General features: G+C 45.1%; 30 protein-coding genes. 20 read left to right on the forward strand and 10 right to left on the reverse strand.

From position 1 onward, the window contains the following. Position 1 precedes the first annotated feature (1 nt). From AHMF7605_RS10415 to AHMF7605_RS10475, 12 genes are all read left to right on the forward strand, one after another. On the forward strand, positions 2-814 hold the full coding sequence (locus tag AHMF7605_RS10415; protein WP_106929000.1) for a hypothetical protein: 813 nt from the start codon (positions 2-4) through the stop codon (positions 812-814). Continuing rightward, complete coding sequence (locus tag AHMF7605_RS10420) at positions 814-1,140, forward strand: hypothetical protein (RefSeq protein WP_106929002.1); 327 nt, start codon at positions 814-816, stop codon at positions 1,138-1,140. Before AHMF7605_RS10415 ends, AHMF7605_RS10420 begins: the two co-directional genes overlap by 1 nt. A 3-nt stretch (positions 1,141-1,143) precedes the next feature. Continuing rightward, positions 1,144-1,857, forward strand: coding sequence for a hypothetical protein (locus AHMF7605_RS10425; RefSeq protein WP_106929004.1), 714 nt, complete (start codon positions 1,144-1,146; stop codon positions 1,855-1,857). Positions 1,858-1,890: 33 nt separating this feature from the next. Further along, positions 1,891-3,468: a hypothetical protein gene (locus tag AHMF7605_RS29470; protein WP_146153564.1), complete on the forward strand. Its 1,578-nt coding sequence runs from the start codon at positions 1,891-1,893 to the stop codon at positions 3,466-3,468. A 3-nt stretch (positions 3,469-3,471) separates the two neighbouring features. Continuing rightward, positions 3,472-5,202, forward strand: a complete 1,731-nt coding sequence (locus AHMF7605_RS10440) for an alginate lyase family protein (RefSeq protein ID WP_106929008.1) — start codon at positions 3,472-3,474, stop codon at positions 5,200-5,202. A gap of 205 nt (positions 5,203-5,407) precedes the next feature. Continuing rightward, complete coding sequence (locus tag AHMF7605_RS10445; RefSeq protein ID WP_106929010.1) at positions 5,408-6,757, forward strand: S49 family peptidase; 1,350 nt, start codon at positions 5,408-5,410, stop codon at positions 6,755-6,757. Positions 6,758-6,808: 51 nt separating this feature from the next. Further along, the gene (locus AHMF7605_RS10450; protein ID WP_106929012.1) at positions 6,809-7,762 is read left to right on the forward strand and encodes a hypothetical protein; all 954 of its coding nucleotides are present in this window, start codon (positions 6,809-6,811) and stop codon (positions 7,760-7,762) included. 50 nt (positions 7,763-7,812) lie between these two features. After that, on the forward strand, positions 7,813-8,109 hold the full coding sequence (locus AHMF7605_RS10455; protein ID WP_106929015.1) for a hypothetical protein: 297 nt from the start codon (positions 7,813-7,815) through the stop codon (positions 8,107-8,109). 30 nt (positions 8,110-8,139) lie between these two features. After that, positions 8,140-8,691, forward strand: a complete 552-nt coding sequence (locus AHMF7605_RS10460) for a hypothetical protein (RefSeq protein WP_106929016.1) — start codon at positions 8,140-8,142, stop codon at positions 8,689-8,691. Positions 8,692-8,946: 255 nt separating this feature from the next. After that, positions 8,947-9,528: a hypothetical protein gene (locus tag AHMF7605_RS10465; RefSeq protein WP_106929018.1), complete on the forward strand. Its 582-nt coding sequence runs from the start codon at positions 8,947-8,949 to the stop codon at positions 9,526-9,528. Then, on the forward strand, positions 9,528-10,184 hold the full coding sequence (locus tag AHMF7605_RS10470) for a hypothetical protein (protein ID WP_106929020.1): 657 nt from the start codon (positions 9,528-9,530) through the stop codon (positions 10,182-10,184). The genes AHMF7605_RS10465 and AHMF7605_RS10470 overlap by 1 nt, the downstream gene beginning before the upstream one ends. Continuing rightward, positions 10,177-11,835, forward strand: coding sequence for a hypothetical protein (locus AHMF7605_RS10475; RefSeq protein ID WP_106929022.1), 1,659 nt, complete (start codon positions 10,177-10,179; stop codon positions 11,833-11,835). Before AHMF7605_RS10470 ends, AHMF7605_RS10475 begins: the two co-directional genes overlap by 8 nt. Here the strand turns inward: AHMF7605_RS10475 and AHMF7605_RS29690 are convergent. After that, a complete protein-coding gene (locus AHMF7605_RS29690) occupies positions 11,832-12,002 on the reverse strand; it encodes a hypothetical protein (RefSeq protein ID WP_158267488.1) in 171 nt (56 codons plus the stop codon). The two genes, AHMF7605_RS10475 and AHMF7605_RS29690, sit on opposite strands and share 4 nt — an antisense overlap. 437 nt (positions 12,003-12,439) lie before the next feature. Between AHMF7605_RS29690 and AHMF7605_RS10485 the strand changes: the two genes are divergently transcribed. From AHMF7605_RS10485 to AHMF7605_RS10510, 6 genes are read left to right on the forward strand one after another with little or no spacing between them, the layout of a single operon-like run. After that, the gene (locus AHMF7605_RS10485; RefSeq protein WP_106929026.1) at positions 12,440-12,772 is read left to right on the forward strand and encodes a hypothetical protein; all 333 of its coding nucleotides are present in this window, start codon (positions 12,440-12,442) and stop codon (positions 12,770-12,772) included. Next, the gene (locus tag AHMF7605_RS10490; protein ID WP_106929028.1) at positions 12,772-14,118 is read left to right on the forward strand and encodes a hypothetical protein; all 1,347 of its coding nucleotides are present in this window, start codon (positions 12,772-12,774) and stop codon (positions 14,116-14,118) included. Before AHMF7605_RS10485 ends, AHMF7605_RS10490 begins: the two co-directional genes overlap by 1 nt. Positions 14,119-14,120: 2 nt before the next feature. Further along, positions 14,121-15,131, forward strand: a complete 1,011-nt coding sequence (locus tag AHMF7605_RS10495; RefSeq protein ID WP_106929030.1) for a DUF6712 family protein — start codon at positions 14,121-14,123, stop codon at positions 15,129-15,131. A 1-nt stretch (position 15,132) separates the two neighbouring features. Beyond that, complete coding sequence (locus AHMF7605_RS10500; RefSeq protein ID WP_199200221.1) at positions 15,133-15,549, forward strand: DUF5675 family protein; 417 nt, start codon at positions 15,133-15,135, stop codon at positions 15,547-15,549. A 5-nt stretch (positions 15,550-15,554) separates the two neighbouring features. Further along, positions 15,555-16,040 carry a phage holin family protein gene (locus AHMF7605_RS10505; protein ID WP_106929032.1) on the forward strand — a complete coding sequence of 162 codons (486 nt, stop codon included), beginning with the start codon at positions 15,555-15,557 and terminating at the stop codon, positions 16,038-16,040. Positions 16,041-16,046: 6 nt separating this feature from the next. Further along, entirely contained in the window at positions 16,047-16,562 is a 516-nt protein-coding gene (locus AHMF7605_RS10510) for a hypothetical protein (protein WP_106929034.1), read from the forward strand. Positions 16,563-16,670: 108 nt separating this feature from the next. Here AHMF7605_RS10510 and AHMF7605_RS10515 read toward each other — a convergent pair whose 3' ends face one another. The 5 genes from AHMF7605_RS10515 to AHMF7605_RS10535 form a co-directional block, all read right to left on the reverse strand. Next, complete coding sequence (locus AHMF7605_RS10515) at positions 16,671-16,871, reverse strand: hypothetical protein (RefSeq protein WP_106929036.1); 201 nt, start codon at positions 16,869-16,871, stop codon at positions 16,671-16,673. A gap of 173 nt (positions 16,872-17,044) precedes the next feature. Then, a complete protein-coding gene (locus tag AHMF7605_RS10520) occupies positions 17,045-17,635 on the reverse strand; it encodes a recombinase family protein (protein WP_106929038.1) in 591 nt (196 codons plus the stop codon). Positions 17,636-17,743: 108 nt separating this feature from the next. Beyond that, positions 17,744-18,022 (reverse strand): hypothetical protein, encoded by a 279-nt coding sequence (locus AHMF7605_RS10525; protein WP_106929040.1) that lies wholly within the window; start codon positions 18,020-18,022, stop codon positions 17,744-17,746. A gap of 2 nt (positions 18,023-18,024) precedes the next feature. Beyond that, positions 18,025-18,372 (reverse strand): hypothetical protein, encoded by a 348-nt coding sequence (locus AHMF7605_RS10530; RefSeq protein WP_146153565.1) that lies wholly within the window; start codon positions 18,370-18,372, stop codon positions 18,025-18,027. A gap of 113 nt (positions 18,373-18,485) precedes the next feature. Continuing rightward, positions 18,486-19,076, reverse strand: coding sequence for a phage antirepressor N-terminal domain-containing protein (locus AHMF7605_RS10535; RefSeq protein ID WP_106929045.1), 591 nt, complete (start codon positions 19,074-19,076; stop codon positions 18,486-18,488). 113 nt (positions 19,077-19,189) lie between these two features. On the opposite strand from AHMF7605_RS10535, the gene AHMF7605_RS29695 reads away from it, so the two are divergent. Next, a complete protein-coding gene (locus tag AHMF7605_RS29695) occupies positions 19,190-19,366 on the forward strand; it encodes a hypothetical protein (RefSeq protein WP_158267489.1) in 177 nt (58 codons plus the stop codon). Positions 19,367-19,451: 85 nt separating this feature from the next. On the opposite strand, the gene AHMF7605_RS10540 is transcribed toward AHMF7605_RS29695, so the two are convergent. The 3 genes from AHMF7605_RS10540 to AHMF7605_RS10550 form a co-directional block, all read right to left on the reverse strand. Further along, on the reverse strand, positions 19,452-19,835 hold the full coding sequence (locus AHMF7605_RS10540; protein WP_158267490.1) for a response regulator: 384 nt from the start codon (positions 19,833-19,835) through the stop codon (positions 19,452-19,454). Positions 19,836-20,203: 368 nt separating this feature from the next. Further along, positions 20,204-20,575 carry a chromo domain-containing protein gene (locus tag AHMF7605_RS10545; RefSeq protein ID WP_106929049.1) on the reverse strand — a complete coding sequence of 124 codons (372 nt, stop codon included), beginning with the start codon at positions 20,573-20,575 and terminating at the stop codon, positions 20,204-20,206. Continuing rightward, positions 20,575-20,772: a hypothetical protein gene (locus tag AHMF7605_RS10550; protein ID WP_106929051.1), complete on the reverse strand. Its 198-nt coding sequence runs from the start codon at positions 20,770-20,772 to the stop codon at positions 20,575-20,577. The genes AHMF7605_RS10545 and AHMF7605_RS10550 overlap by 1 nt, the downstream gene beginning before the upstream one ends. Positions 20,773-21,241: 469 nt before the next feature. On the opposite strand from AHMF7605_RS10550, the gene AHMF7605_RS10555 reads away from it, so the two are divergent. Continuing rightward, positions 21,242-22,330 carry a PAS domain-containing sensor histidine kinase gene (locus AHMF7605_RS10555; protein ID WP_106929053.1) on the forward strand — a complete coding sequence of 363 codons (1,089 nt, stop codon included), beginning with the start codon at positions 21,242-21,244 and terminating at the stop codon, positions 22,328-22,330. Between the two features lie 167 nt (positions 22,331-22,497). Here the strand turns inward: AHMF7605_RS10555 and AHMF7605_RS10560 are convergent, their stop codons facing one another. Further along, positions 22,498-22,998, reverse strand: coding sequence for a molybdopterin-dependent oxidoreductase (locus AHMF7605_RS10560; protein ID WP_106929055.1), 501 nt, complete (start codon positions 22,996-22,998; stop codon positions 22,498-22,500). Positions 22,999-23,115 lie beyond the last annotated feature (117 nt).

Raw genomic sequence — 23,115 nt, forward strand, 5'->3', positions numbered from 1 at the left:
TATGGGAATTAGAACTAGACAAATCGAAGATGGGCAGATAACCGCCCCAAAAATTGCGGCCGGGGCCAATATTGAAACCAGTAAGTTAGCCGACGGAACCGAATTCTTTAAACGCGACGGTTCGGTGCTAGCTACCGGTACCCACGACATGAATAATAACAAAATTCAGAACGTGGGTACGCCTACTAATACCGGGGATGCGACGAATAAAACGTACGTGGACAGCTTGATTGCCGGACTGAGTTCGGCTTACAAGTACCGCAACGTGCGAGCCGCCACCACGGGCAACGTGAACATCAGTAATCCGGGTACCGCTGTTTTTGACACCGTTACGATGGCGGTAGACGAACTTCTGCTGGTCTGGCAGAATACAACCCAGAGTCAGAACGGTATTTATTTATTTAAGGGTTCTGCCGTGCCTTTGGTACGAGCCCCCAATTCAGACGCCTGGAACGAATTTCCTGGCTCTCTGGTATCCGTCAATGAGGGTGCGGTACACGGGGACTCCCGGTTCTTTTCGCCGGTTAACGACGGCGGCACCTTGGGTACGACCGCTATCACCTACACCAAAGATCCGACCAGCGGCCTGACTGCAGCCAACATGGTGGACCGGGAAACGCCTTCCGGTTCCATTAATGGCTCCAACACCGCTTTTACGTTAGCCAATACCCCCGTATCCGGTTCGGAGCACGTGTACCTGAACGGTATTTTGCAGTTGCCAGGGGGTATCGATTACACTATTTCAGGTACGAGTATTACCATGGCGACGGCCCCTTTAAGCGGGGAATGGCTGCGCGTTAGTTACCGGAAATAATGCCGAGCAAAGCCGCTTACCGGCAGTTGTTTGGGAAAGCAGCGCCGGCTCCCACTACTTTAACGACGAACACCAGTCAAACCATTGACCACGCGAATACCAGTGTAGCTACTGTTAGTAATAGCAGTAACGTAACCTACACTTTCAGTAACCCGGAATTTCTATGGACGGCTACTATTTTAGCTTCTGGAGCAGGTATACCGACTATTTCCGGTTCCACTTTAATCGGAGATGGAGAATACGATCCGGCGAGGAATAACCGCATTGATATTGAGTGCTTAAATCCAACCGGTCCGGTTTACCACCATACCATAATTAATTATTGATACATGCACTTAGGTATTCTCGGTCAAACGAACCAGATCTTGCGCCGTTACATGCAGGCGGACGGAGTGTCGCAAATGATGCAGGTCAATCATTCGGCTTTATGGGCGGGTTATACCGGCGATTACACAGCAACCGGCTGGATTTGGATTGATCCGAATGATCCCCTTACTTCTGGCGGCACCATTCTGGAAAAAGGCACCACGAATAATTATTTTACTATCACCAAAGGCTCCTCCGGCGCTTTCCTCCAGATGGGCACCTCAAACGTAACGGCTAACCGCCTAACTACCACAGCTATCACCAAAGGTGTCTGGACTCCCTTTGGATTCAGCGCCAAGCTACAAGCCGGTGGATCGGCGATGGATTTAAACGGTTACCTGGGCAATAGTTTTCACTCCAAGACAGGAGTAGCTTTACCCGTAGCCAATACCGCTAACTGGTTTGCGGGAGCTCGGAACAGTACGACGAAGAACCCTTTTTACGGAAAACTCGCAGTAATCCGGCAATACCAACGTTCCATGACCGTCAGCGAACTCGAAAAATCCAGGTACTACCGTTATTCTGATAACCTGGTAGCCGAGTATTTATGGCTAGAACAAACCGGCACCACGGTAGAAGATACCAGCAATAATAATAACCCCGGCACCATGCTTTTCAGTGCACAATGGGGAAAAGAATTTGTGACCAAACCACAGCGTTTATACCAAGCCGCTTAAAATTGACCCCTTTAACTTTTAATTGATCCACCCGTGCAACTACCGGAAACACCCCAAGCGGAACTGCTCTTTGCTTTCCCTTCGCTTACGCAAGTTAATCAGGCGAAAACTTTGGCTGAGAACGCGAGAGTTGCCGCTGAAACCGCTGAGGCTAATGCCGAGACGGCCGAAACAAATGCAGAAGCGGCTGCTACTAATGCTAACTCATCGGCCACGGCAGCAGCTAATTCGGCTACAACCGCTACCACCAAGGCTTCCGAAGCAGCTACCTCTGCTACATCGGCCAGTGGGGCTGCTTCTACGGCTACGACAAAAGCTTCGGAGGCTTCTACTTCTGCCACTACCGCTGGCAATGCGGCGAGTACTTCTACCACCAAGGCATCAGAAGCAGCTACCTCAGCCAGCAATGCCGCTAATTCGGCCACCGCAGCTAGTACCTCGGCTAGTACTGCTACCACCAAAGCTTCCGAGGCAGCCAGCTCTGCTACTGCGGCTAGCACTTCTGCTTCGAATGCTAGTACATCAGCCACAACAGCTACTACTAAGGCTTCAGAAGCTTCTACTTCGGCTACCAATGCAGCTGGCTCGGCAACTACGGCTGGTACTGCCGCTACCAATGCGGCCAGCTCCGCGACTGCGGCCGGCAATGCGAAGACCAGTGCGGAAACAGCTGCCACCAATGCTAATAACTCTGCTACAGCAGCAGGCACCGCGAAGACAGCTGCGGAAACTGCCAAGACTGCGGCCGAAACAGCAGCATCAGGAATTAGCACCGATCTTACCTCCCTGGCAGAGGGAATTGCCAGTGTTAATCAACGAATAACTGATTTACCGGCAACCACTAAAACTAACTTAGGTTTGGATCAATTGGATAATACTTCCGACTTAAACAAACCAATTTCCACCGCCACTAAAACCGAGCTGGACAAAAAGCAAGATGCCGTTGTTTCCAACTTCCTGGATCTACCGGCTCCCGTGGCGAACGTCATTACTTTGGTTTACGATCCGTTAAAGCCGTACGGCTACGTCGAATTAAACGGTAATAATCTAACGATTCAGTTAGATGACTTAGAAGAAGGCGAACCTGGAGTAGGCATTAAAGTTAAAAAAGTGGTTGGAACGGAAGCGGTAACTTTTAAAAACGGCACCACGACCATTGCTCCCCCCGCTACGCCTACTCCTTCCACCGGAGCTAATTCCTGGGATTTATGGTTTGTGGAAAAATTTAAAAGTTTATTTTTCATTGATTTAAAGCCTTTCGGCACCCCAACTCCGCCACCGGCACCCGTAACCAAATTACCCAATGTAACTGGCTTTGGCCTGCAGCAAACCGGGCCGCACCAGGTCACTATTTCCTATAACAATTACGCTACCTCCTCGGGTATCTCCGGTTGTACGCTTCAAATTATCCGGCCTACTTCGGCTACGGGAACGGCCCCCACGGTGGATTCTTCCACCAACCTGGCTAATCCGAAAGTGGATAATGGTCCGGTGGTAGGTAACGCCAACGCGACTTTGGATACCGGTAAAACTTACATCTACCGCATGCGAGCCACCAAGAGTGGCTATACCAGTTCGGACTGGGTTACGCAAAGCATAACCATTATTTAATTTATGGGAGTATTGCAGCAAAGTTACCGGATCCGGTTAGCCTCCAACACCATTGCCCGGATTATCGAAGCCGTAGCCAACATGACGGCTTCGCCTAAATCGGGCAATGCTCCGCTGGTGGTAGCTTTTGATGGCACAGGTAGTTCCGGAACCAATAATGCGGACCTCAAAGAATACCAATGGGATTTCGGTGATGGTGTAACGGCTACCACTACTACCCCGACCACCACGCATACCTATACGGTGGTGGCCACCAGGAAGGCTAGTTTAGTGGTTAAAGATATTTATAACATTGTTTCCGACCCATTTTATTTAACCATAAACGTGGGGGGTACCCAACCACCGGAAGAAGAATATTCTACTTTCACGTTGGATCTGGCGGATATGGCTTTGAAATATAAGCGCCTGAAAGAAACCACCGCTAGCCCACCAACGGCTAGTTATCCGGAATACGTTACTGCCTTAGCGGCTTTAAAAGCACGAATTGGCAACAACAGCCCCAAGGTGAGTACGCTCAGCTCAAATACCTTAACCCGGATAAATTATAATCTAACCTTAAAGCCGGACACCTACAATAATTCAGCTATTAACTATGGTCTGAGTACCACCAAGCGCAACGCCTATACGTTGCCGCCTTATTGGTGGCCACGCCGGGTAAATACTACTACGGGTACCTACGACTCATCCAAATCTTACAATGAAGCGGGAGCTATTGTGGGCAACGGAGAACCTTATGTAAAGAGAGATGGCATTGTAAATCCCGAAACGAGCATTTATAAAGATGCCGGCTACATTCAACAAATAGCCGCCGATGTTTTAACTTTAGGGGTTTATTTTTACTATTCCAGCGATCAATCTTACGCCAATAAGGCGGTGGCTCTGTTAAAATCCTTTTTTACCAGTACCACGACCGGCATGATGCCGCATTCTAAATTTATCGAGGTAATAAAGGGAAATGTTGATTGGAAAGGTTACGGCTCCAGTTCCGGCTTTGTGGCCACCGAAGTACTGACCGACATCGCGGATAGCTTCCAATTACTGCGGATTCGCGGAGCTTCCGCCCTCGACGATGTTTTTGAAACGGCCATGTTGCAGTGGATTACCGATTTCTGGGGCTATATGACCAAAGAATTTACTTCTAAACCCGCTACTACGGACGTAGAAAATTACATCCACTGGAAAAAACTGTGGGATCCTACTTCCTCCTCGGGTATTTATTACAACTATAATAACATTCGTACCCTGTATACTTTACAAGTTTGCACGTTTGCGGTTCTTACCGGGAAAAAACAATGGGCCATTGACCACATAAACAAGTACGTGAAAGATGTAGGCTCCACCAAAGGGTTGATCTCGCGGCAATTTGAGGTCGTTACCCGGACCGGAACCAATGGGGTGAGCGAAACCTTTTGTGACCAACCTTTAGAACTTAGCCGAACCCGGCCCTGGACGTATAGTTGTAAAAATTTAACCGGTTGGTTGCAATTATGCCAATTAGCGCAATACTTAGGCATGGACCTGGCGAACTACGTTTCACCTGGTGGATCTTCGATTAAAAAGGCCATCAACGGAATGTTGTTTTATACCGAAAACACTTCGGTATTTCCCAAACTGGACAATGGCAAGCCGATCAGTGATCCGGTGCTGTACGACTTGTTTGATTCGCGTGCCCGATTGGCCTCCGGATTGTGGCCCAATGATGCCGCCTTACAAACCCGGATAAAAAATATTTAACGGCCTTAAATACTAAATACGGCACTACTAGCGCCAGCTCGGAGGCCTATTACCAAGCCGGGAAGAATTGGGAATTACTGGTCCAGAAAATCGGCTACACTTTTTAGATAAGATTTCAAAAAACACCTTCTGATCAGGAGGTGTTTTTTTGTCCTTTCAGTAGCCTGATCCTGACTTAATCTTTGCATCGAACTATTACGCACCGATGCAAGTCAACCGCATACTTTCCGCTGTCCTCTCCCAACCCTGGCTGATAGACCCCCTCGCCGCCGAAGGATTACTGCCCCTGGTTTTAAAAATGCTGGAGCAGGGCCCTACGGCTCAGCTGGAGGAGGAGCCCAAAGACAAGAAGAAAAAAGGATGGCAATACGAGGTAGCCTTAGTCGGGCATGCCTCGGCCGGCCGGGCCAGTTTGATGAGCTACAGCAGCTACGACGATGCGCCGGCAGGATCCATTGCAGTAACGACGGTTTCCGGTTCGATGATGCGCAACGATTACTGCGGTTCTCCTGGTACCAGCACGCTGGGCCAGCGCATTAAGGAAGCGGATGCTCACCCGAATATTGGCGCTCATCTGGTGCGATTCAATACGCCGGGTGGTACCGTGGATGGTACCGAAGCTTTTGCTTCCATCATCCAGCAAACGCAAAAACCCTTGGTAGCCTTTGCTGAATCCATGTGTTCGGCTGGTTACTGGTCCGGATCCGGCGCCAATCTAATTGTGGCAGCCGGTAAAACGGCCGGGGTCGGCAGCATTGGTACCATGATCTCCTTGGCTAGCTTCGAAGAATATTATAAGAAGATCGGCATTGCCACGCATAATATTCGCGCTACCAAGTCCAAAGATAAAAATGAAGGCTACTACCAGGCCTTAGAAGGCAAGTACGATAAGCTCCGGACCGAAAGCCTGGATCCGATTAATGAAGCCTTTATGGCCGCCGTCCAAGAAAACCGGGGCGATAAATTAAATCTTAAGAAAGAAGATGTCCTAACGGGCAAAGTGTATTACGGTCAAAGTATCGTGGATGTCGGCTTGGCCGATGAAATCGGAAACTTTGATTACGCCGTTCGCCGGGCGCAGGAACTCGCCCAGGAACACTCCTCCAGCAATCAATCCACCATCCATAACCAAGAAATGAGCTTATTTTCTAAAAACAAATTTCCGAAGCTGAGCGCTCTGGCCGGCAAAAAAACGGAAGACATCACCGCCGAAGAATTCGATGCGGTGAACGAAGAGCTGGAAGCTGCCGGCATCGATACAGCCGGTTTTATTACTGCCGCGCAGTTGACCACTTTTGAAACGGGCTTAAGTGACGCCACTCGGTTACAAACCGAGAACAACACTTTAACAGCCGCCAACACCAAACTTACGGCTGACTTAGCTACCGCGAATTCCGAAGTTACTCGCTTAGGTGCGCTCGATGGCGCTGCTTCAACAGGATCTGCGAAAGCCGGTACGGAGATGGAAGAAGAAGCCGCCGAGGATGAAAACCAAAAAGCCATCGATGCACTGCCGCACAACCAGGCGCTGGCCAATAACCCTGCCTTTAATTAATACCCGCAACCTCATACTAAAAACAATTAATCACTCCTCATTTAATCTAAAATGAATATCGCAGACATTAAAACCGAATTTGGGGCTTACTACCTGAACAACGGGCAAAACTTGAGCCGCCTGTTTAAGTTATTGATGATTTCTTCTGTCACGGATTCGGTTTTAACGCCTATTAAAACCGATGACACTATTTGGCAGGCCGCTAAAGCTACCATCGGCCGGGTATTACAGCCTTTTCAAAAAGCTTGGACGCCGATTGGTACCGCTGAGTTCAAACCTTTGAGCATCCAGCAGTTTAAAATGAAAATTGACTCCCAGGAGTACCCAGATGATTTAGAAGCATCCTGGTTAGGTTTCTTAGCTGGGGATGGCATCGATCGGAAAACCTGGCCTTTTGTGCGCTGGTTCGTGGAAGTAATGTTAATTCCGCAGGCCATTGAAGATTACGAGTTGAATGAAGTGTACAAAGGTGTTCGGGTAGAGCCGACTGCCGGCACCGCTGGCGCTTCTGGTACTTCCATCAACGGTATCCGGAAAGCTATCAACGATAACGTAACGGCTGGCCGCATTACCCCGATTGTTACCGGTGCTTTGTCTTCGGACAATAAAGTATTGGTGGATCAGTTTGAAACTTTCGTGGACGCGATCAACCTGCGTTACCAGCACATTCCGATGCAGCTTTGCGTGCAGCCATCCGTAGAGCGCCGGTTCCACCGGGGTTACCGGGCCTTGTACGGGAAAGATACCGATTACAAAGGTTCTAATGGCTCCGTGGATTTCTCGAACATCACCATTATTGGTTTGCCATCTATGATCGGCTCCAATAAAATCTGGTGCACACCAAAAGGCAATGGCATCCATTTGGGTAAGAAAACCCAGAACAAGTCTGCCATGCAAATTGAAAACGTGGATCGTTTGATCAAAATGTACTCTGACTGGTGGTCCGGAGTTGGCTTTATCCTGCCGGAAATTGTGTTCACCAACGATCAGGATCTGGCCTCTTAAGGCCGGATCCTTTACCTAAGTTTCATATCTAAAATAAGGAGATAATAAAAGTGGATAATACCCAAAACCAGCCTCTATCGGCCGAAGAAGAATTAAAATTACTTCGGGAGCAACTAGCGGCTAAAGATTCAATTATTGCCGAGCAGCTGGAGCAATTAGATCTAGCGGAAGCGCAAAAAGGCAATCCTCTACCGGTCGTATCACACGACAAAAAGAAATACCAGGTGTTGGCCGCGCAGTTTCAATTTGAAGGTAAAGAGTACCAGGCCGAGGATTTAAAATCAGATAAAGACCTGGTCAAATCTTTAATTCACGGCGGTTCAGGCCTCATTCAAGAAATCAAGTAATCACCATTTAGTTAGAAAGGAAAACAAATCATGGCATTAGATTTATTTGATTTATTTGGTCCAGATGGCCAGGATAACGATGGTGGTTTTAAAACCCTCATGTACATTGCGCCAGAGCGGGATTTTTTAGCCTTAAAAGGCACGAAAACTACTACTGCTGAAGGCGATGAAGTAACCATCGATGGTAGCCATACCTTTAAACCAGGTAAAGGCTTCACGGAAGTTTACGGTACCTTAGATTCCGGCGAAAATAAACTGGAAGCTGTGGGAGAGCGTGATGGTCGCAGTCAAAAAGGCACCATTGAATTCTTCCACCCGGGAAATAAAAAGGCGGCCGCTGTTTTTGCCCGCCGCGTTAAAAACTTAGCCTGTATCTTAATTGTAGAAGAATTAGATGGCACTAAGTTACAACTGGGCAGTAAAGGTTTAGGAATTGAAATAGTGGGTAGCTATAATTCCGGTAAAGTATCCGGTGGTCGTCGTGGCTGGACCTTTAAAGGCGAGTATTACACCAATAAGCAATTATTCTACGAAGGTACGATTGCCTTAAAACCAGCCGAGGAAGAAGAAGGCGGCGCTTAATCGTATTAACAATTAGTGTTTTTCATAAATTTAATTTTACTAAAGCCTGGCCATTCGGTCAGGCTTTTTTCATGATTATCAACCATTAATAAGTATAAATTACCAATGACAATTCAGTATTTAATCCTCAACCTTTCTACTTTTATAAATGTAAAATAAAGAAGCAACCTTAAGTATACTAAAGCCTGACTAGGTTAATAGTCAGGCTTTTTTTACGTCCTTTCCACTGGCCCATTCGCATCGGAAATTTGAAGCATGAAGCTTGAAATTTCCCAATGGCTCAACAGTAACCAGGATTATCCGGCCGGCGTGGCCCTCTACGATCGCTACGGTGATAACCAGGTATTAAAGCAGCTCTTCGCCCATGGGGAGTACTCCTACAGCCGGCGCAAGTTAGTAGCCGCCCTGGAGTTATTACTGGAACAAGAGCCGGCTGCTCCGGAGCCACTCGCCGGGGTATCAGCAACGGCTCCAAAATCCGTTGATCCTAACATCCGCCAACAAATGCGGCCTCTCCTGGATGAAAGAACGATGCTTCATAACCGGCTCGGTTTATACCAGGAACTCAACCTTTCGCAAGAGGAAATGAAACATATTGCTTTCCGGATGTTGGAGCTTACCCGTCAGCTCGCGCCGCTTTACCAACAAACGATTCCGGTGGTACCAGCACCAGCTATCGTAGATTTTAACCAGTTATCGGGCCTGGAACAACTGAAGAAATTATCCAACCTCCGAAGCCTGCGCACGAAAATTAAAAAGAAACCGGAACGGGCTCACGAGCTGCCGGCCATTGAAGCCCAGATACACCAACTCGAACATTTAATCAATATTAAATAATGGAACAGCACTTACCGGAGGCTATTAAGCCAAAGGCCAAGCTCGATACTCGCTTGGACCGGCTTTATTACTCCTTCCTGGATGAAGAAGTGGAAAAAAGCCTTTCGGCGAAAGACCGGGAATATCTAGAGCAACTGGAGGCTGCCTGGTCTTTATTGGTCCAATATCATTCCTTTGAGCAGTCCGTCCCATTGCTTAAAAGTCGTTTTCAGATCAGTCGATCTACCGCGTACCGGGTGCTGAATGATTGTACCCGTTTATTCGGCGATGTTACCCAAACCAGCAAACAAGGGTACCGCCACATTCTCTACGAATACTCGATGCGGGTATTTCAATTAGCTGCTACGCAAAACCCGCCCGAACTCGGCCAGATGAACCGGGCTATTAAAAACATGGCCATGCTCAAAGGTTTGGACCAGAACGATGCCGGCTCTTTCGATGCTGAGTTACTGGAAGCCCACACTTACTTGCTGCAGCTGACAGCTAAAGGATCGGAGAAACCAAAAACCTTAAACATTAACGCCATTAATAAGCTGCCCGAGACTGAATACCAGGAAGTGATGGAGAGTGTGGAGGAGGAAGGCCTGGGAAATCAATCCATCGATGATATCCTCGACGGCAAACTGAGCTCTGATCAGGAGGAAGAAGATGACTAAAACCAAGGCCTTATTCTTTAACCGGCCGCAAAAACGTTTTATTCTTTCATTGCTGTCAGCCGCTGTATCCATCTGGAGCCGCGCCACTGGTAAATCCACGCTCATTGCCTGGCTCATGAAGTTGATAGTCGAGTCCATGCCGCGTAGTAAGTGGGCGCTGGTGGGCAGCACCTATAAGCAAATTCTAACTCTGACGCTCCCCTCAACCATAGCCTCCTTGGAGCGTTTGGGGTTTTATAAGGATAAGCATTACTTCATTGGCCGCAAGTGCCCCGCGGCTTGGAACGGCGTGGAGCCTTACGAACCCCCGTTGGACTACCAGCATTGCATCTACTTCTGGAAACAAGGGGTCGTTTTTCAGATGGTTAGCCAGGATGCCGGTGGCTCCGGCTCCCGGGGAGCGAACTTCGACGGCATTATCTCCGATGAGTCGTTACTCTTGAATAAAGAGCGCTACGATAAAGAAGTATCGGCTGCCAACCGGGGAAACTTACGTTTTTTCCAGAAAAGTCCGCTGCACCACGGCGAATTTCATTTTTCTTCCATGCCGTACGGAGACCAGGGCAAATGGCTGCTCGATGCCGGCCGGTATTACCAAAAAGACAACTACGATTTTCTGCAGCTGCAAAACGAGCTGGTAAAAATGCAGTTGGAATTTATCGATCGGAAAGATCGCGAGTTTCGAATAAAGCTTTGGGAGCAAATGCAGGAGCTCAGCCGGCAAATTCGCTTTTATCCTAGTAAAGAATCAAAATTGCTTTATTCGGAAGCCAATACTTTTGATAACCTGGAAAATCTGGGCTTAAAATACCTGGAAGATCAAAGGGCTACTTTAACGGACTTCGTTTTTTTAGTAGAAATTTTAAATAAAAGGCCCGGAACCGTCGAAGCCGGTTTTTACCCTACTTTAAATTACCAGCGCCATACGTACGAAAATTTTAACAATGGCTACCTGGAAGGCCTCGATTATAATCTCAAAAAGCTGCAGCAAGTCGATAGTCGCATGGATGCCGATTGTGTTTCCAGTCTGCCCCTTAGATTAGCGGTAGATTGGGGCAGCAAAATATCGGTGTTATCCGTGGCCCAGCAACAGGAGCTTACACTAGAATATCGCTTCTTGAAAGGCCTGTATGTGAAGCATCCGAAGCTGATCAACGACCTGGCCGATTTGTTTTGTGATTATTATGAGTACCATTTGAATAAGACCCTGGTATTTATTGAGGACTCTGAGTGGGGTAATGCCCGTAAGCCTGATAGTGACAAGACCTACAATGAGCAGTTCATTGACCGCCTCAAGACCAGGCGCTGGCGGGTAGTACGTACCAACCTGGGTAGGGTGCCCTCCTATCAGACCCGCTATCACCTGGCCCATGAGATGCTAGGGGAAACGGATACCCGTTTACCCAGAATCCGCTTTAATAAGCACAACTGTCGTGATATCCTCACGGCTATGGCCATGGCTCCTGTGAAGCAGGGTCGTACAGGGGAGATCGAGAAAGATAAGAGCAGTGAGAAGAAGCTCACAGTACCAGGTCAGGAGGCTACCCACTTTACTGACACCGTGGACTTACACCTGCTCAGCATCGATAAGCACGTGGTACGCAAGCAAGCTGACTTCAGTCAATTGATTATGATGGGTAGCCATCGCTAAGCAAAACTAACCAAGTGGCAATTGCCATTCAAAAAAGCCTCAGCTTTATCTGCTGAGGCTTTTTTGTTGGGGTGCTCTGTCATATATCGTAATTTTTGAAGGGCGGCAATTGCCGGGCCACGATAGTGCACGCCGGGGAGAGAATCCGGATTTTGAGACTGGCGCATAAGTTTTAGCGGCCAAAATCTTTGATTCTGACAAGTAGGGGTACTTTTTGCCTAAATTTTTTGAGATTGGCTTTTTAAACTGTTATGATAGACCAAATTATTTTAGGTAACACAGTGTAATGCGTAACTCCGGTATAAACACCTAGTTTACCAACATCTGAATCCGCCTCCCATTCATCATCCTTGTTAATTTCCCTAGTCGGCCAACCCGAAATTATATGACCTTGATAAAAGAAGGCCACTCTTCCAGTATGACATTCATCAGTTGAGGGCAACCCATCTTCCTTAATGGAAAATATTTTAATGTTAATATCCATACAAACCAATAGTATACTAATTGAATAAGAGCACGATTGAAAACTATACGAAATTTTTATTGTGCTTAGTTTTCTGTCCTTTCTATAGGCTCAGCTGCATCGGAAATTTGGTTCATAACAATGCAAATGGACATTATCCGGTTGAGCGAAGTACTCAAAATTATGGCTGTGAAAGCGCAGCCCTTTGATATTGTGTACTGCACCGCGGATGTAAAGAAAGGTACCGGAGGGGAAATTAAGGTGCGGAATGGTTGCCGGCTCTCCGGTATAAAAAAAGTCAATACCGAACCAGCTGAGCCAACTGAAACAGTACCAGTACCAGCTGGTAAAACTTCCAAAAATCCGCATCACTTCGAAAACGCCACCCGCAATATCATCAAAGCTAATGGCGCTGTTCGGACCGTCCACATTTTCCTGATTCTACAATTCAACGGTAAGAAAGTAATTATTTAATGGCAACAGTCAATAAAGCCGGCACCATGGCCTTCAGCACCCGGTCAAGTGTTATGATGAAAACTAATACCGGTTTTTCTGGAACCAAATCCAGCGAGGCCGGCGACGTGCCCACCACTTCGGTGCAAAAAAATGAGGGCAGCTCGGCCATTGAGTTCTGGGGAGATGATAATATGTTCCCGCAGAACGTGCGCAAGGAAGTGGAAAAGAACACCATCTTGCCCACCGTCTTGCAACGCCGGGCGGAGTTCTGGTACGGGGGCGGTATTGTTTACGGCACGCTGGAAGGCTACGACAGTAACAATAACGAAATATTTAAACGCGCTCAGCCGGGCCAGTTTCCGGAAGTAGATTTATTTTACCACCGTTCGAAACTCAATCGCTATGCCTTCGAAGGCTTTCTGGATTTATCCTGGTGGGCAAACACTTTCCCGGAATTAATCCTTAGCCGAGACCGCAAGAAAATAAATAAAATTACCATCCAGGAGGCGCCTTATTGCCGCTATTCCAAGGCCGATAAAAAGACGGGTGCTTTCAAATACGTGTACGTGAATGCCAATTGGGGCGAAGGTGGCCGGCACGATGATGAGTACGCTACGCCGGTACATGTACTGGATCCTTACGCCGATCCGGTAGAAGACCTGCAAAGCCACACTGACAGTTTCAAATACATTTACCCGGTTTCCGTTCCCTCTCCGGAGAAAAATGCTTACCAGCTCGCTAGCTGGAACAGCATCCGGCGCTCCGGTTGGCTGGAAGTTGCCCAGGCCATTCCAGAATTTAAAAAAGCCTTGTTTAAAAATCAGCTTACCATCAAGTACGTCGTGGAAGTGCATGCCTCCTACTGGCTGTGGAAGTACAAGGACTGGGAAACCAAAACGGATGATGAGCGCCGGAGAATTATTTCCGAGGAGCTGGATGAGTTCGATAAAGTAATGGCGGGTACCGATGGTGCCGGCAAGTCTATTCTTACCACAACCATTACGGTGGACGGCGAAACCATCGCCGCCTTTAAAGTAACGGCCATCGATGATAAATTAAAAACCGGTCTGTACATCGAAGACTCCCAGGAAGCTTCTTCCCACATTTTCACCGCTCTGGGCTTGGCTCCCACGCTGATGGGCATTAGTCCGGGTAAAGGCATGGGTGCCGGCAGTGGCTCCGACGCCCGGGTGGCCTTCAATAATTTTATTTCTACTTCCAAATTTCAGCAAGACTTAATCCTGGAACCGCTGCACCTGGTGCGCGACTACAACGGCTGGGACCAGAGCCTAGTCTTCCGGATCCAGAACCCTTTAATTATGACGCTCGATGCCGGCCAGCCGGTCCAGCAAGAAACTAAATAGCCATGGCTTTAATTAAAACAATCGAAGAATTTCAAAAGTGGGTGGGTGTTAACGAAAGCACGAGCCTCGAAGCAGTCATGGGTGACATTCTGCTGGTAGAAGATGAAGTTATTGTCAAATACCTGGGCCGTAACTTTTATGAAGAGTACGAAGAAAAATACCAGGCCGGTGGTTTAAACGATTTAGAAAACAAGTTGCTGGATAAACTCCAGTTGGCTATCAGTAATCTGGCGCAGGAAAGCTACTTAGATTTAAATCAGGTACAAATCAGTGACGGTGGTATTCATATCAACAGTTCCGAAACCCGCAAAACAGCATTTCAGTGGCAGATTAATAACCTGCGCCGAGGCTTTTTACGCAAAGGCTACAATGGCCTGGAACGCGCCTTAAATCTACTGGAAGACAATATTGATGCGGAGGAGTTTGCTACTTGGTCAGAATCGCCGGTCGCTACGGTTTTTCAACAGTACTTTATTAATACCGCGCAGGAGTTCTCCAAGTATTATAACATTTACGATTCCCGGCTGACTTACCTGGCTCTGCTGCCGATCCTCAAGAAGGAAGAGCGCTTTTTAATCGAGCCGGTGCTAGGCGCCGGTCTTTTCGAAGAAATTAAAGAGCAGATCAAGGATCGGGACCTATCTCCCGAGAATAAAATTTTACTCGAGGAGTTTATCCGGCCGGCGCTGGCGCACCTGGTGGTGGCGCATGCCTTAGCCGAAGAAGGCTTCCGGTTAACACCGGACGGCATCGAGCTGACCTTTGGCCGCTTTGATGAGCTGAATAAAGAAAAAGCCTCCGAGAGTGCCAGCCAATTAAATCGCAAAATCCGGAACGCTCATCAGGATGGCCAGGCTTACTTGGTAAAACTGAGAAATTACCTTAACGAAAAATCCTCAGTTACTACTTACCATTCTTACTTTATCAGCTCCCTTTACCAATTCCCAGGATCCGCGCAAAATGTCGTGATCCGCAACACCGACCCAACCGCTAAAACCTACCGCTTCTTTTAATATGTCTGCCAATCAATCCACCCTAACTATTACCCGCGTCCTTCGCGAAGCCAAACAAACTTTGGGAACCATGACCGTTAAACTTGGCTCTCAGGTTATTTATAACTGTAAATCTTTAGAGCTGCCCTGGCGCAACAACAAGCCGAAAGTAAGCTGCATTCCGCCCGGTATCTACCAGGTGGTAAAACGCAACTCGCCCAAGTACGGCGACCACTTCCATATCCAGGACGTGCCCGGTCGGGATTATATTTTAATTCATCAGGGTAATTACCACACCGACATTCTGGGCTGCATTCTACCTGGCCAAGCCCATACCGATATTAACGGCGATGGACTACGCGATGTAACTAATAGCAAGAATACCTTGCGCATGCTGTTGAGCCTTTTTCCAGAAAGTTTCACGTTAACCATCGCATAAGGCTTATGTACTTCCAAAACATTTTGTTACCGCAACTTTTGCCCATTCTTCTGGGCCTCATCAACCGGTATATTTTTTCTGACTGGAGTTTTATTGCTTTTCTGATGGTGGCTGTTTCGCTCGATACCGTAACGGGCATCTGGGTAGCTTATAAGTTTCGCAAGATCCACAGCATGCGTTTACGGAAGCAGTTTTGTGAAAAGGTGGCGCAGTACGGTGTGGGCTTAATTCTGGTGCACATTCTTTCTTCCCACCTGGTAGACGGCCAGCCTAATCAAGCTTTTAATACTTTAATGCCCTACTTCAAAGGTGTGATGTACATGGTTTTCCTGGGAGCCGAATGCATTAGCGTGGATGAAAACATGGGAAAACTGGGCTTGCCTTTTTTACCCAAGTGGTTTCGCCGGCGCATGCAGGAGTTTAACGAAACCGGAGTACTTCCCCCTCCCCCTACTAAAATTACTTCTGAAACTGAAAATCAATCCAATTAAAAAATCATGAAAAATTATTTATTTGTTCTGACTTTATTGTGTCTTGTAAGCTGCAAAACGTTGCAGCCGGAGCCGGCTGCTCCTACCCAGGCTCCTTCTGATCAGCCGGAGCTTATCACTCCTCAGAAAACTTTGGCTCAGCCGGCACCATCGGTTTACCAGCTGCCGGCTGGCTTAACGGGCCGGCAAAAACTAAAAGCTATTCAGGCCCTGGCCAAGCGCGACACACCCGTAGTGCCCCGAAAGATTAAAGTAAATCAGGATAACCGGGTTAAGGATAAAAGTAAAGTGGCCGTTGATCAGCGCGTGAAAGATAAAAGTAAAGTGAAGGATCAAAAGAAAAGCCTGAAGAAAGAAAAGCTACAACCAGCTCCTAAAGTTGATTCCACTCACCAAGGCAAAGCATGGGCAGTATTTTGGTTTACGCTTTTTCTCGTGGCTATTGTCCTACAACTTTATTGGAACCGAAAAAAGCTCTGGACCAGGCTGGTCAAATTAGTGACTAAACGAAAAGCAAAGTAAATTAAAGTAGCATTGATGAAATAAGGGTAGTTGTAACTTGCCCATCATTTGATATTTTAAAATATACTCTATAATCAGTTACTTAATTACCATAAAGTTTGAAATTTATTAAACATTAAGCGTAATACTATTATTTTCATCCAAGCCTTTAATCTTACTTAAAATTTCTTTTGGCGAGTTTTTGTTAAACGTGTACTTATTTTTTACAACTATTCCACCCTCATCGAATATCTCTTGATTGTAAAAATCCAACGACTCTAATTCACTTAAAGTAATGTTTAATGCTTTAGCGAGATTAGGATAATTCATTTGCTTTTCTTTTTATATGTACCTCTTTTTTTCCCTTTGCATGGTTTTAAATAATTAGCTATAATGGCAAAATCTTCAATAGTAATAAATTTACTAATATCACCTCCAAACTTATTTTTGCAAAATTTGTAGGTAGGAGTAATCTTTTTTAATTATTAGGAACGCCCGTGCTCCTAACTGATTGGATGCTTTGCTTTCCACCTTATCACCGATTGGTGAGAAATTTCAAGTTTCTTGCCAATTGCCCGATCGGACAAACCTTCTTTTACTAATAGCGGAATTTGGTTTAACAATTCTGAAGATACTCCCGGCCGGCCAAGTTTGATTCCTTTTGCTGCCACTCGCTCCAATCCGGCTTTTACCCGCTCGGATTGCCGGAGCTTTTCTTGCTTAGCCAAGGTGGCCAGCAAGGAAATAATCATTTCTTTGAAAATGCCGGTACTGTCCAGATACTGCTCCGTGAAAGATTTAAATTGAACGCCATAGCTTTCCAGCTGCGCCAGGTAGAGAATAGTCTGGCTCACGCCTTCTCGGCTAAACCGGTCCAGACTCCAGAAAAACACTAGGTCAAATTTGCGCTGGTGCGCATCCGTAAACATTTGTTTGAATTCAGATCGATCCGAGCGGCCGCCGCTGACTTGTTCCTGGTACTCTTTGTAAATGGTGTGCCCCATGGCTTGCGTCCACCGGCGCAATTCTAATAATTGGTTTTCGGTTGTTTGATGCTGCTTGGTAGAAACCCGGGCGTAAATGGCTACTTTCATGGTCCTAAAACTACTGTTTTTGGAGCAATTTTTAAACCCCTTCAATAGGCATTAAAAGGCCATTTTTTACCCTAAAAACCGGAGGGTTTTTGGACCACCCAAATTTACCTACAAACTACTCCCTGGATGCTGGTACTGGCGAAGCTGCATTAGGAAATTTCGTAAGAACTGCATCTGGTCAAATTCGTGTTCCCATTTATCCCGGCTCCCCGGATCGTAAATAAGGGCAGTGGCTTCCAGGTTAGCCAGGTAGTTAAGCAAGTAATTGCAATCGGGTACCTGGTCTAAGAACTCGACCAGGGCCGCCAGCGTGTTTTCGGTGAGGTGAGGCATACCCGCAATGGTGTAGATGGTTTGCCCGTTTTCTTCTTTCTTCGAGATGCCCACAGTTAGGTATTTTTAAATTCACTCAAGTTGGCAAATACGTCTTTTAATTGAAACAGGAAAGTCAAGGTGTTTTTCAGCTCCAGGCTGTCGGTTTCTTCGCTGTCAAAATTCAGGCTCACAAAGCGAATGGTAGCTTCCAGGTGTTCGGCTATTTCATCGGGGTTATCATGCCGTCTTTCGTGCAAGTACAGAAAGAAGGGCCGCATATTGATATGCCGGTGGCTGAAAGGGTTCAGTACTAGTTGCGGTGGGTTGCTTGGTTCGTTCATGGGCGGGGAGTGAGGAATGAGGTGATGCTTTTTACAATGAGCACCGGAATTTTCTGGCCGGGCCGCAAAATGCCGAAACAAACCGGCAGTAATATTTTTGGGTTTTGTGGCTTTAAAATCATATATTGGGGGGCTTTACTTAATGCTTGTCAAGTTATTTGGTTAGTTAGCCCGGGGAGGTCGCAGCCCCCGGGCTATTTTTGTTTTACGGCAATGGCCAGCGCTGCCACCGGGGCCTCAGCCTCGCGCATAAAATCGAAGGTCATTTGGCGGTTGTTGGCCAGCCACTGCTCAAAGGTGAGGCTTTTAAGGCTGTTGAGCCGGTTGGTTTCCTGGCGCACAATGTGCTGGGCATTGCGGAACGTGGAGCGTACCTCGTTTACCCGGTCTATTTGCTCCTGGGTGGCTTTTTGCTTTTGCTCCAGGAAGGTGGTGTGATCGGCGAAGTTCTGGTAGAGGATTTCGTAACAGAGCAGTTTGTACTTCTTGACCGATTCCTGCGCCTCTACCCGCACGTTCTTGGGGTTAATGGTAAACAGCCAACCAAAGACAAATTTTAAAGGCAAACAGAACATTTCCCGCTCCTTTCCATCAGCTCCAACTGTATAGCTAAGCTGTATAGTTGAAGCTAGAATTTCGTCATTTTTTATCTTTTCGATTTGACCTTGAGGCAATATTCCTAAAGCTTCACAGATGGGTTTAATAGGAACGAGCTTTTGACCGTTTTCAATAACGATAATATCCACGTCATTAATTTTTGCAATTGTTTTAGGTAGTGCTTCCATATTATAATTATTTATATTTAGTTATAAACTATCACAAATGTATATTATTTATAATTAATTATAAAGAGTTATAGAAAATATTTTTTTATAACTAATAATTATTAATTTTGAGCATGAAAAAGCTACAAATTCAAATATCTGACGAAGCTCACTCGGAACTCCTTAAATTACAGTTATTAAGAAAAGTTAATAGAGAACCTAGAACTACTATTGTTGAAATAGCCAGTGATGTTTTGGAAGGATGTCTGCTAGGAGATGAGCAAGATAAAAACGAAAACCCCGGCAAATAGCCAGGGTTTAGTAAATTTTAGCTTGCAAAGTAATGAAATTATTAATGGTAGAACTTATTACAAATGCGTTAGAAGTGGTAAACCATCATAAAAACTGAGACACCTTCTCGATAGTTAGCGGCTTTTCAATACAATCAATTCCGGGATATTTCTTGGACCTGGCAATATCCAAATAGTGCGTAGAGCTACTAACTAAAACAATCTTAATATCCGCTTTGCTTAAATCTGCCGATGTTTGCAGGGCTTCTAAAAACTCGAAGCCATCCATTACGGGCATATTAATATCCAGTAAAATTAACTCGGGGCATTGCTCTTGCTCACAAACCCGTTTGACTATTTCCAAGGCTGCTAATCCATGTTCGGCGGTTAGAACTTCTACTTCTATTTCGGCGCGTTTAAGAGTTCTTTGCGATAAGAAAATAGCAGTTGCATCATCATCTACTAGTAATATTTTTTTGGGAGTGGACATAAATAAAATCATTGAACCATCCTACATTTTAAGCAATGGTATCACAAGGTACCTCGATTAAAATTAGGATAACGAATTATGTATCATTTAACACGTATTTATGCGGATGAACACGTGTTAATATGGAAAGTTTTTATTTAAACTAACTGTAGATACTTAGTAGTTTAGTAACCTTTGGTGTTTTTTAGAACTAGCTACTGGATAAGCCAAGGCCTAGGTCAAGGCTTTTTTTGTCCTTTCTATAGGTCAGCTGCCTGCTGAACTTCGCCTAGTAAACTCCCCTACTATGCACGTAGTCGAATTAAAATACGGTAAAAAGCACTTACAAAAGCAAACACTCCTGCCTTTAAGCTTTCCAAAATACGAGCTTAATCAATTTTAAAATCATCTAAATTATCAATCTGGCGCTTTCTTAATAGTTGCCGTTGTTCATCAATTTGCTTGAGCAACTCAGTTTTCCTTTTAATTGGGGTATTAGGATCGTGCAGTTCGGTTTGCAGTTCTTTTATCCATTCTTTTATTAATTTACAGGCTCGCCAATGTCCTAATTCGCGGTACAACCATTTAATAAAGAAAGCTAAACCATAACCGGTAGGTGGAGAAAGAGATACGGCAATTTGCCGGGTATGCGCATCTTTTATAAGATTGGCTAGAGTAGCCAGTACGGTAGAAAGGCCAACGGCCAGCGTAACATTTCCTCCATTTAACGGATGTTTGCTGCCCGGTATTATTTCCCCCATTAACGAATCAGATCCTGTAATTGCTTACTTACCTTTTCATCGTAGTGGCGGGTAATAGTAACAGATTTGCCGGTAACTTTATGGGTTAAAGTAATCTTATCCGAAAATAACGAAGTAGCCATCCGAACAATCGGAACCAGGCTAACAATACTAGCTATTACCAGTATAAGACTACTCCATATATTTAAAGACTCCATATTACCTCCTCTATATTTATTTTTTTCATTATATTATATTTAAATATAATACAAATTACGATATTTAGGTAAGCTTTGGTATAAAAATTTTACAAATATTTTCACTTTTATTTATTTTTACTCAAAATGTTCATATCCCTTTCTAAAAGGAATCCAAGTCGATCATCCTTTTATAATTAAATGCTCGATTTTATTTATTAAGTAGATTTTATGTCATTTCGGCACTATTAAAGCTGCTAGAACTTTGCACAGTAATCTCCCTTACTATGCACTTAGCAGAATTAAAATACAATAAGAAGCATTTTAAAAAGCAGGTTCCTGAACTGCGTGTAACATAGGCGATTTCTCCCTTACTTAAAGAAAGTTGTTTTTAATGGAATAGGGTTATTGTCGTTTGAACTTTAAGACTAACTTACTAGTTATTATAAAGTACAGGGCGGCCTAAGGGATAACAGCGTTTCTGCTGTATATGGCTCTAACTGATTGGGGGGCACCTTTTTCCTCGCCCCTAACGGAATCATCTCATTCGGTTGCTTTTGCTTTCGATATTGCCACTAACCATTTTACTTATCTTAATCCAGCTTTTGAAACTGTTTGGCTTAAAACTCGGAAAAGTACGCAAGACAACCCAGCTTCGTTGCTCAATACTATCCATCCAGATGATAGAATTCACGTTTTTCAAGCTTATGAAGAACTGTTGGCAGGTACTTTACTGCTGGATATGGAATTTCGGATTATATTGAGGAGCCACACCCAACGATGGATCAGCGTCCGGCCTAAACTATTAACGGAACAATTAGTCATAGTTGGTTTTGCGGACGATATATCCGCTCAAAAGCAACACAAAGAAACGCTCCAAAAATTTGCCGATAAAAAGAACTCCATTCTCAATATTTTATCCCATGACTTGGCTGGTCCATTTGCCAATATTCAGAGCTTGGCTACCATATTAGCGCAATATACTGTAGGTATTGAAAATGAAGAAATCCGTGGTATAATTAATATTATTCAGCAAAGCAGTAAACAAGGTATGGATCTCATTCAAGAATTCATTAGACAAGAATTTTTGGAATCAGCCGCAGCTGCTTTAGTTATGGTACGGGTAAACCTAATAGAGAAGCTGCAAATTGTAATGGATGAGTATCTGCCTACGTCTAGAATAACCGGCATAACTTTTCATTTTATAACTTCTACCGATAAAGTTTTCCTAACCCTGGATATGCCTAAATTCTTCCAGGTAATTAATAATTTAGTTTCTAATGCGATAAAATTTACGCCGGATGGGGGTAATATTACTATTTCGGTGGAAGAACAAGAAGATTCTGTTTTAATTAAAGTGGCAGATACCGGAATTGGTATTCCGGCAAAATACCATGCTACACTATTTGATAAGTTTACCAATGCCCGACGACCTGGCATTAAAGGGGAACCTTCGGTTGGTTTGGGTATGTCTATCATTAAAACAATTGTAGAGTGGCACCAAGGTAAAATTTGGTTTGAGAGCCAAGAAAATAAAGGCACTACCTTTTTTATTCAGGTGCCAAAAAGTATAAATTAATATTACCTCATTTTAGATAGCCCAAGCATATAGCTGGGCTTTTTTATGTCCTTTCTATAGGTTAGTGCCTTGCTGAACTTCGTATAGTAATCTCCCTTACTATGCACCTTGAAGAATTAAAACACGGTAAAAAGCACTTAAAAATGCATTATGCTTTAATAATAGCATCAAGGAATTGCTATTAACTTGATAGAAACAATCTGTCTTATCCAACGGGCATGCCTCTTTTCACCAGGCACTATTACTTGAAAAGGCCCATCCTTCTGGTCTAATGGTTTCCCATCTGCCTGAAAAGCTAAAATAATGGTTTTATCGGTGAAAAGCGGATCCAATTCAGCCAAGGCATAAATTACTTTGTACTTATCAGCGGCGGTAACTAACACATAAGAGGTGATAGTATTTTTCTTACCTGGTTCCCCTACTCCTGCTCCCGCCATGTTTAATATATCCGTCAATAAAACTCCCGTGTAGGTGTGCTGCTTCTCATCATGGCCCTTTACGTCCACAGTTATTGATTTCATAGCCATAAGGTCTTTTTCTGAAAGGGAAAGGGTTTTTAAACCTTCACCACTAATTTGCAAGGAGGCGGTAGGAATAGCTGTTTGGGCATAAGTTGTAGGCGTGGTTACCTGAAATAATAACAACAGCAAGCCAAATAAATATTTCATATAAATTTTATTTAAGAATAAAGAAGTCCTAAGATATAGAACTTAATCCTTTTATAAAGGCATTATCAGGGGCTTTATAAAAATAAAATACACCATGCATTTATGTCCTTTCGATAG

The sequence above is a fragment of the Adhaeribacter arboris genome (genome assembly GCF_003023845.1).
Classification (GTDB): domain Bacteria; phylum Bacteroidota; class Bacteroidia; order Cytophagales; family Hymenobacteraceae; genus Adhaeribacter; species Adhaeribacter arboris.

Coding starts and splice junctions, on each gene's coding strand:
- AHMF7605_RS10415 (WP_106929000.1), top strand. CDS start 2: ATGGGAATTAGAACTAGACAAATCGAAGATGGGCAGATAACCGCCCCA.
- AHMF7605_RS10420 (WP_106929002.1), top strand. CDS start 814: ATGCCGAGCAAAGCCGCTTACCGGCAGTTGTTTGGGAAAGCAGCGCCG.
- AHMF7605_RS10425 (WP_106929004.1), top strand. CDS start 1,144: ATGCACTTAGGTATTCTCGGTCAAACGAACCAGATCTTGCGCCGTTAC.
- AHMF7605_RS10440 (WP_106929008.1), top strand. CDS start 3,472: ATGGGAGTATTGCAGCAAAGTTACCGGATCCGGTTAGCCTCCAACACC.
- AHMF7605_RS10445 (WP_106929010.1), top strand. CDS start 5,408: ATGCAAGTCAACCGCATACTTTCCGCTGTCCTCTCCCAACCCTGGCTG.
- AHMF7605_RS10450 (WP_106929012.1), top strand. CDS start 6,809: ATGAATATCGCAGACATTAAAACCGAATTTGGGGCTTACTACCTGAAC.
- AHMF7605_RS10460 (WP_106929016.1), top strand. CDS start 8,140: ATGGCATTAGATTTATTTGATTTATTTGGTCCAGATGGCCAGGATAAC.
- AHMF7605_RS10465 (WP_106929018.1), top strand. CDS start 8,947: ATGAAGCTTGAAATTTCCCAATGGCTCAACAGTAACCAGGATTATCCG.
- AHMF7605_RS10470 (WP_106929020.1), top strand. CDS start 9,528: ATGGAACAGCACTTACCGGAGGCTATTAAGCCAAAGGCCAAGCTCGAT.
- AHMF7605_RS10475 (WP_106929022.1), top strand. CDS start 10,177: ATGACTAAAACCAAGGCCTTATTCTTTAACCGGCCGCAAAAACGTTTT.
- AHMF7605_RS29690 (WP_158267488.1), bottom strand. CDS start 12,002: ATGCGCCAGTCTCAAAATCCGGATTCTCTCCCCGGCGTGCACTATCGT.
- AHMF7605_RS10485 (WP_106929026.1), top strand. CDS start 12,440: ATGCAAATGGACATTATCCGGTTGAGCGAAGTACTCAAAATTATGGCT.
- AHMF7605_RS10490 (WP_106929028.1), top strand. CDS start 12,772: ATGGCAACAGTCAATAAAGCCGGCACCATGGCCTTCAGCACCCGGTCA.
- AHMF7605_RS10495 (WP_106929030.1), top strand. CDS start 14,121: ATGGCTTTAATTAAAACAATCGAAGAATTTCAAAAGTGGGTGGGTGTT.
- AHMF7605_RS10500 (WP_199200221.1), top strand. CDS start 15,133: ATGTCTGCCAATCAATCCACCCTAACTATTACCCGCGTCCTTCGCGAA.
- AHMF7605_RS10505 (WP_106929032.1), top strand. CDS start 15,555: ATGTACTTCCAAAACATTTTGTTACCGCAACTTTTGCCCATTCTTCTG.
- AHMF7605_RS10510 (WP_106929034.1), top strand. CDS start 16,047: ATGAAAAATTATTTATTTGTTCTGACTTTATTGTGTCTTGTAAGCTGC.
- AHMF7605_RS10515 (WP_106929036.1), bottom strand. CDS start 16,871: ATGAATTATCCTAATCTCGCTAAAGCATTAAACATTACTTTAAGTGAA.
- AHMF7605_RS10520 (WP_106929038.1), bottom strand. CDS start 17,635: ATGAAAGTAGCCATTTACGCCCGGGTTTCTACCAAGCAGCATCAAACA.
- AHMF7605_RS10535 (WP_106929045.1), bottom strand. CDS start 19,076: ATGGAAGCACTACCTAAAACAATTGCAAAAATTAATGACGTGGATATT.
- AHMF7605_RS29695 (WP_158267489.1), top strand. CDS start 19,190: ATGAAAAAGCTACAAATTCAAATATCTGACGAAGCTCACTCGGAACTC.
- AHMF7605_RS10540 (WP_158267490.1), bottom strand. CDS start 19,835: ATGTCCACTCCCAAAAAAATATTACTAGTAGATGATGATGCAACTGCT.
- AHMF7605_RS10545 (WP_106929049.1), bottom strand. CDS start 20,575: ATGGGGGAAATAATACCGGGCAGCAAACATCCGTTAAATGGAGGAAAT.
- AHMF7605_RS10550 (WP_106929051.1), bottom strand. CDS start 20,772: ATGGAGTCTTTAAATATATGGAGTAGTCTTATACTGGTAATAGCTAGT.
- AHMF7605_RS10555 (WP_106929053.1), top strand. CDS start 21,242: ATGGCTCTAACTGATTGGGGGGCACCTTTTTCCTCGCCCCTAACGGAA.
- AHMF7605_RS10560 (WP_106929055.1), bottom strand. CDS start 22,998: ATGAAATATTTATTTGGCTTGCTGTTGTTATTATTTCAGGTAACCACG.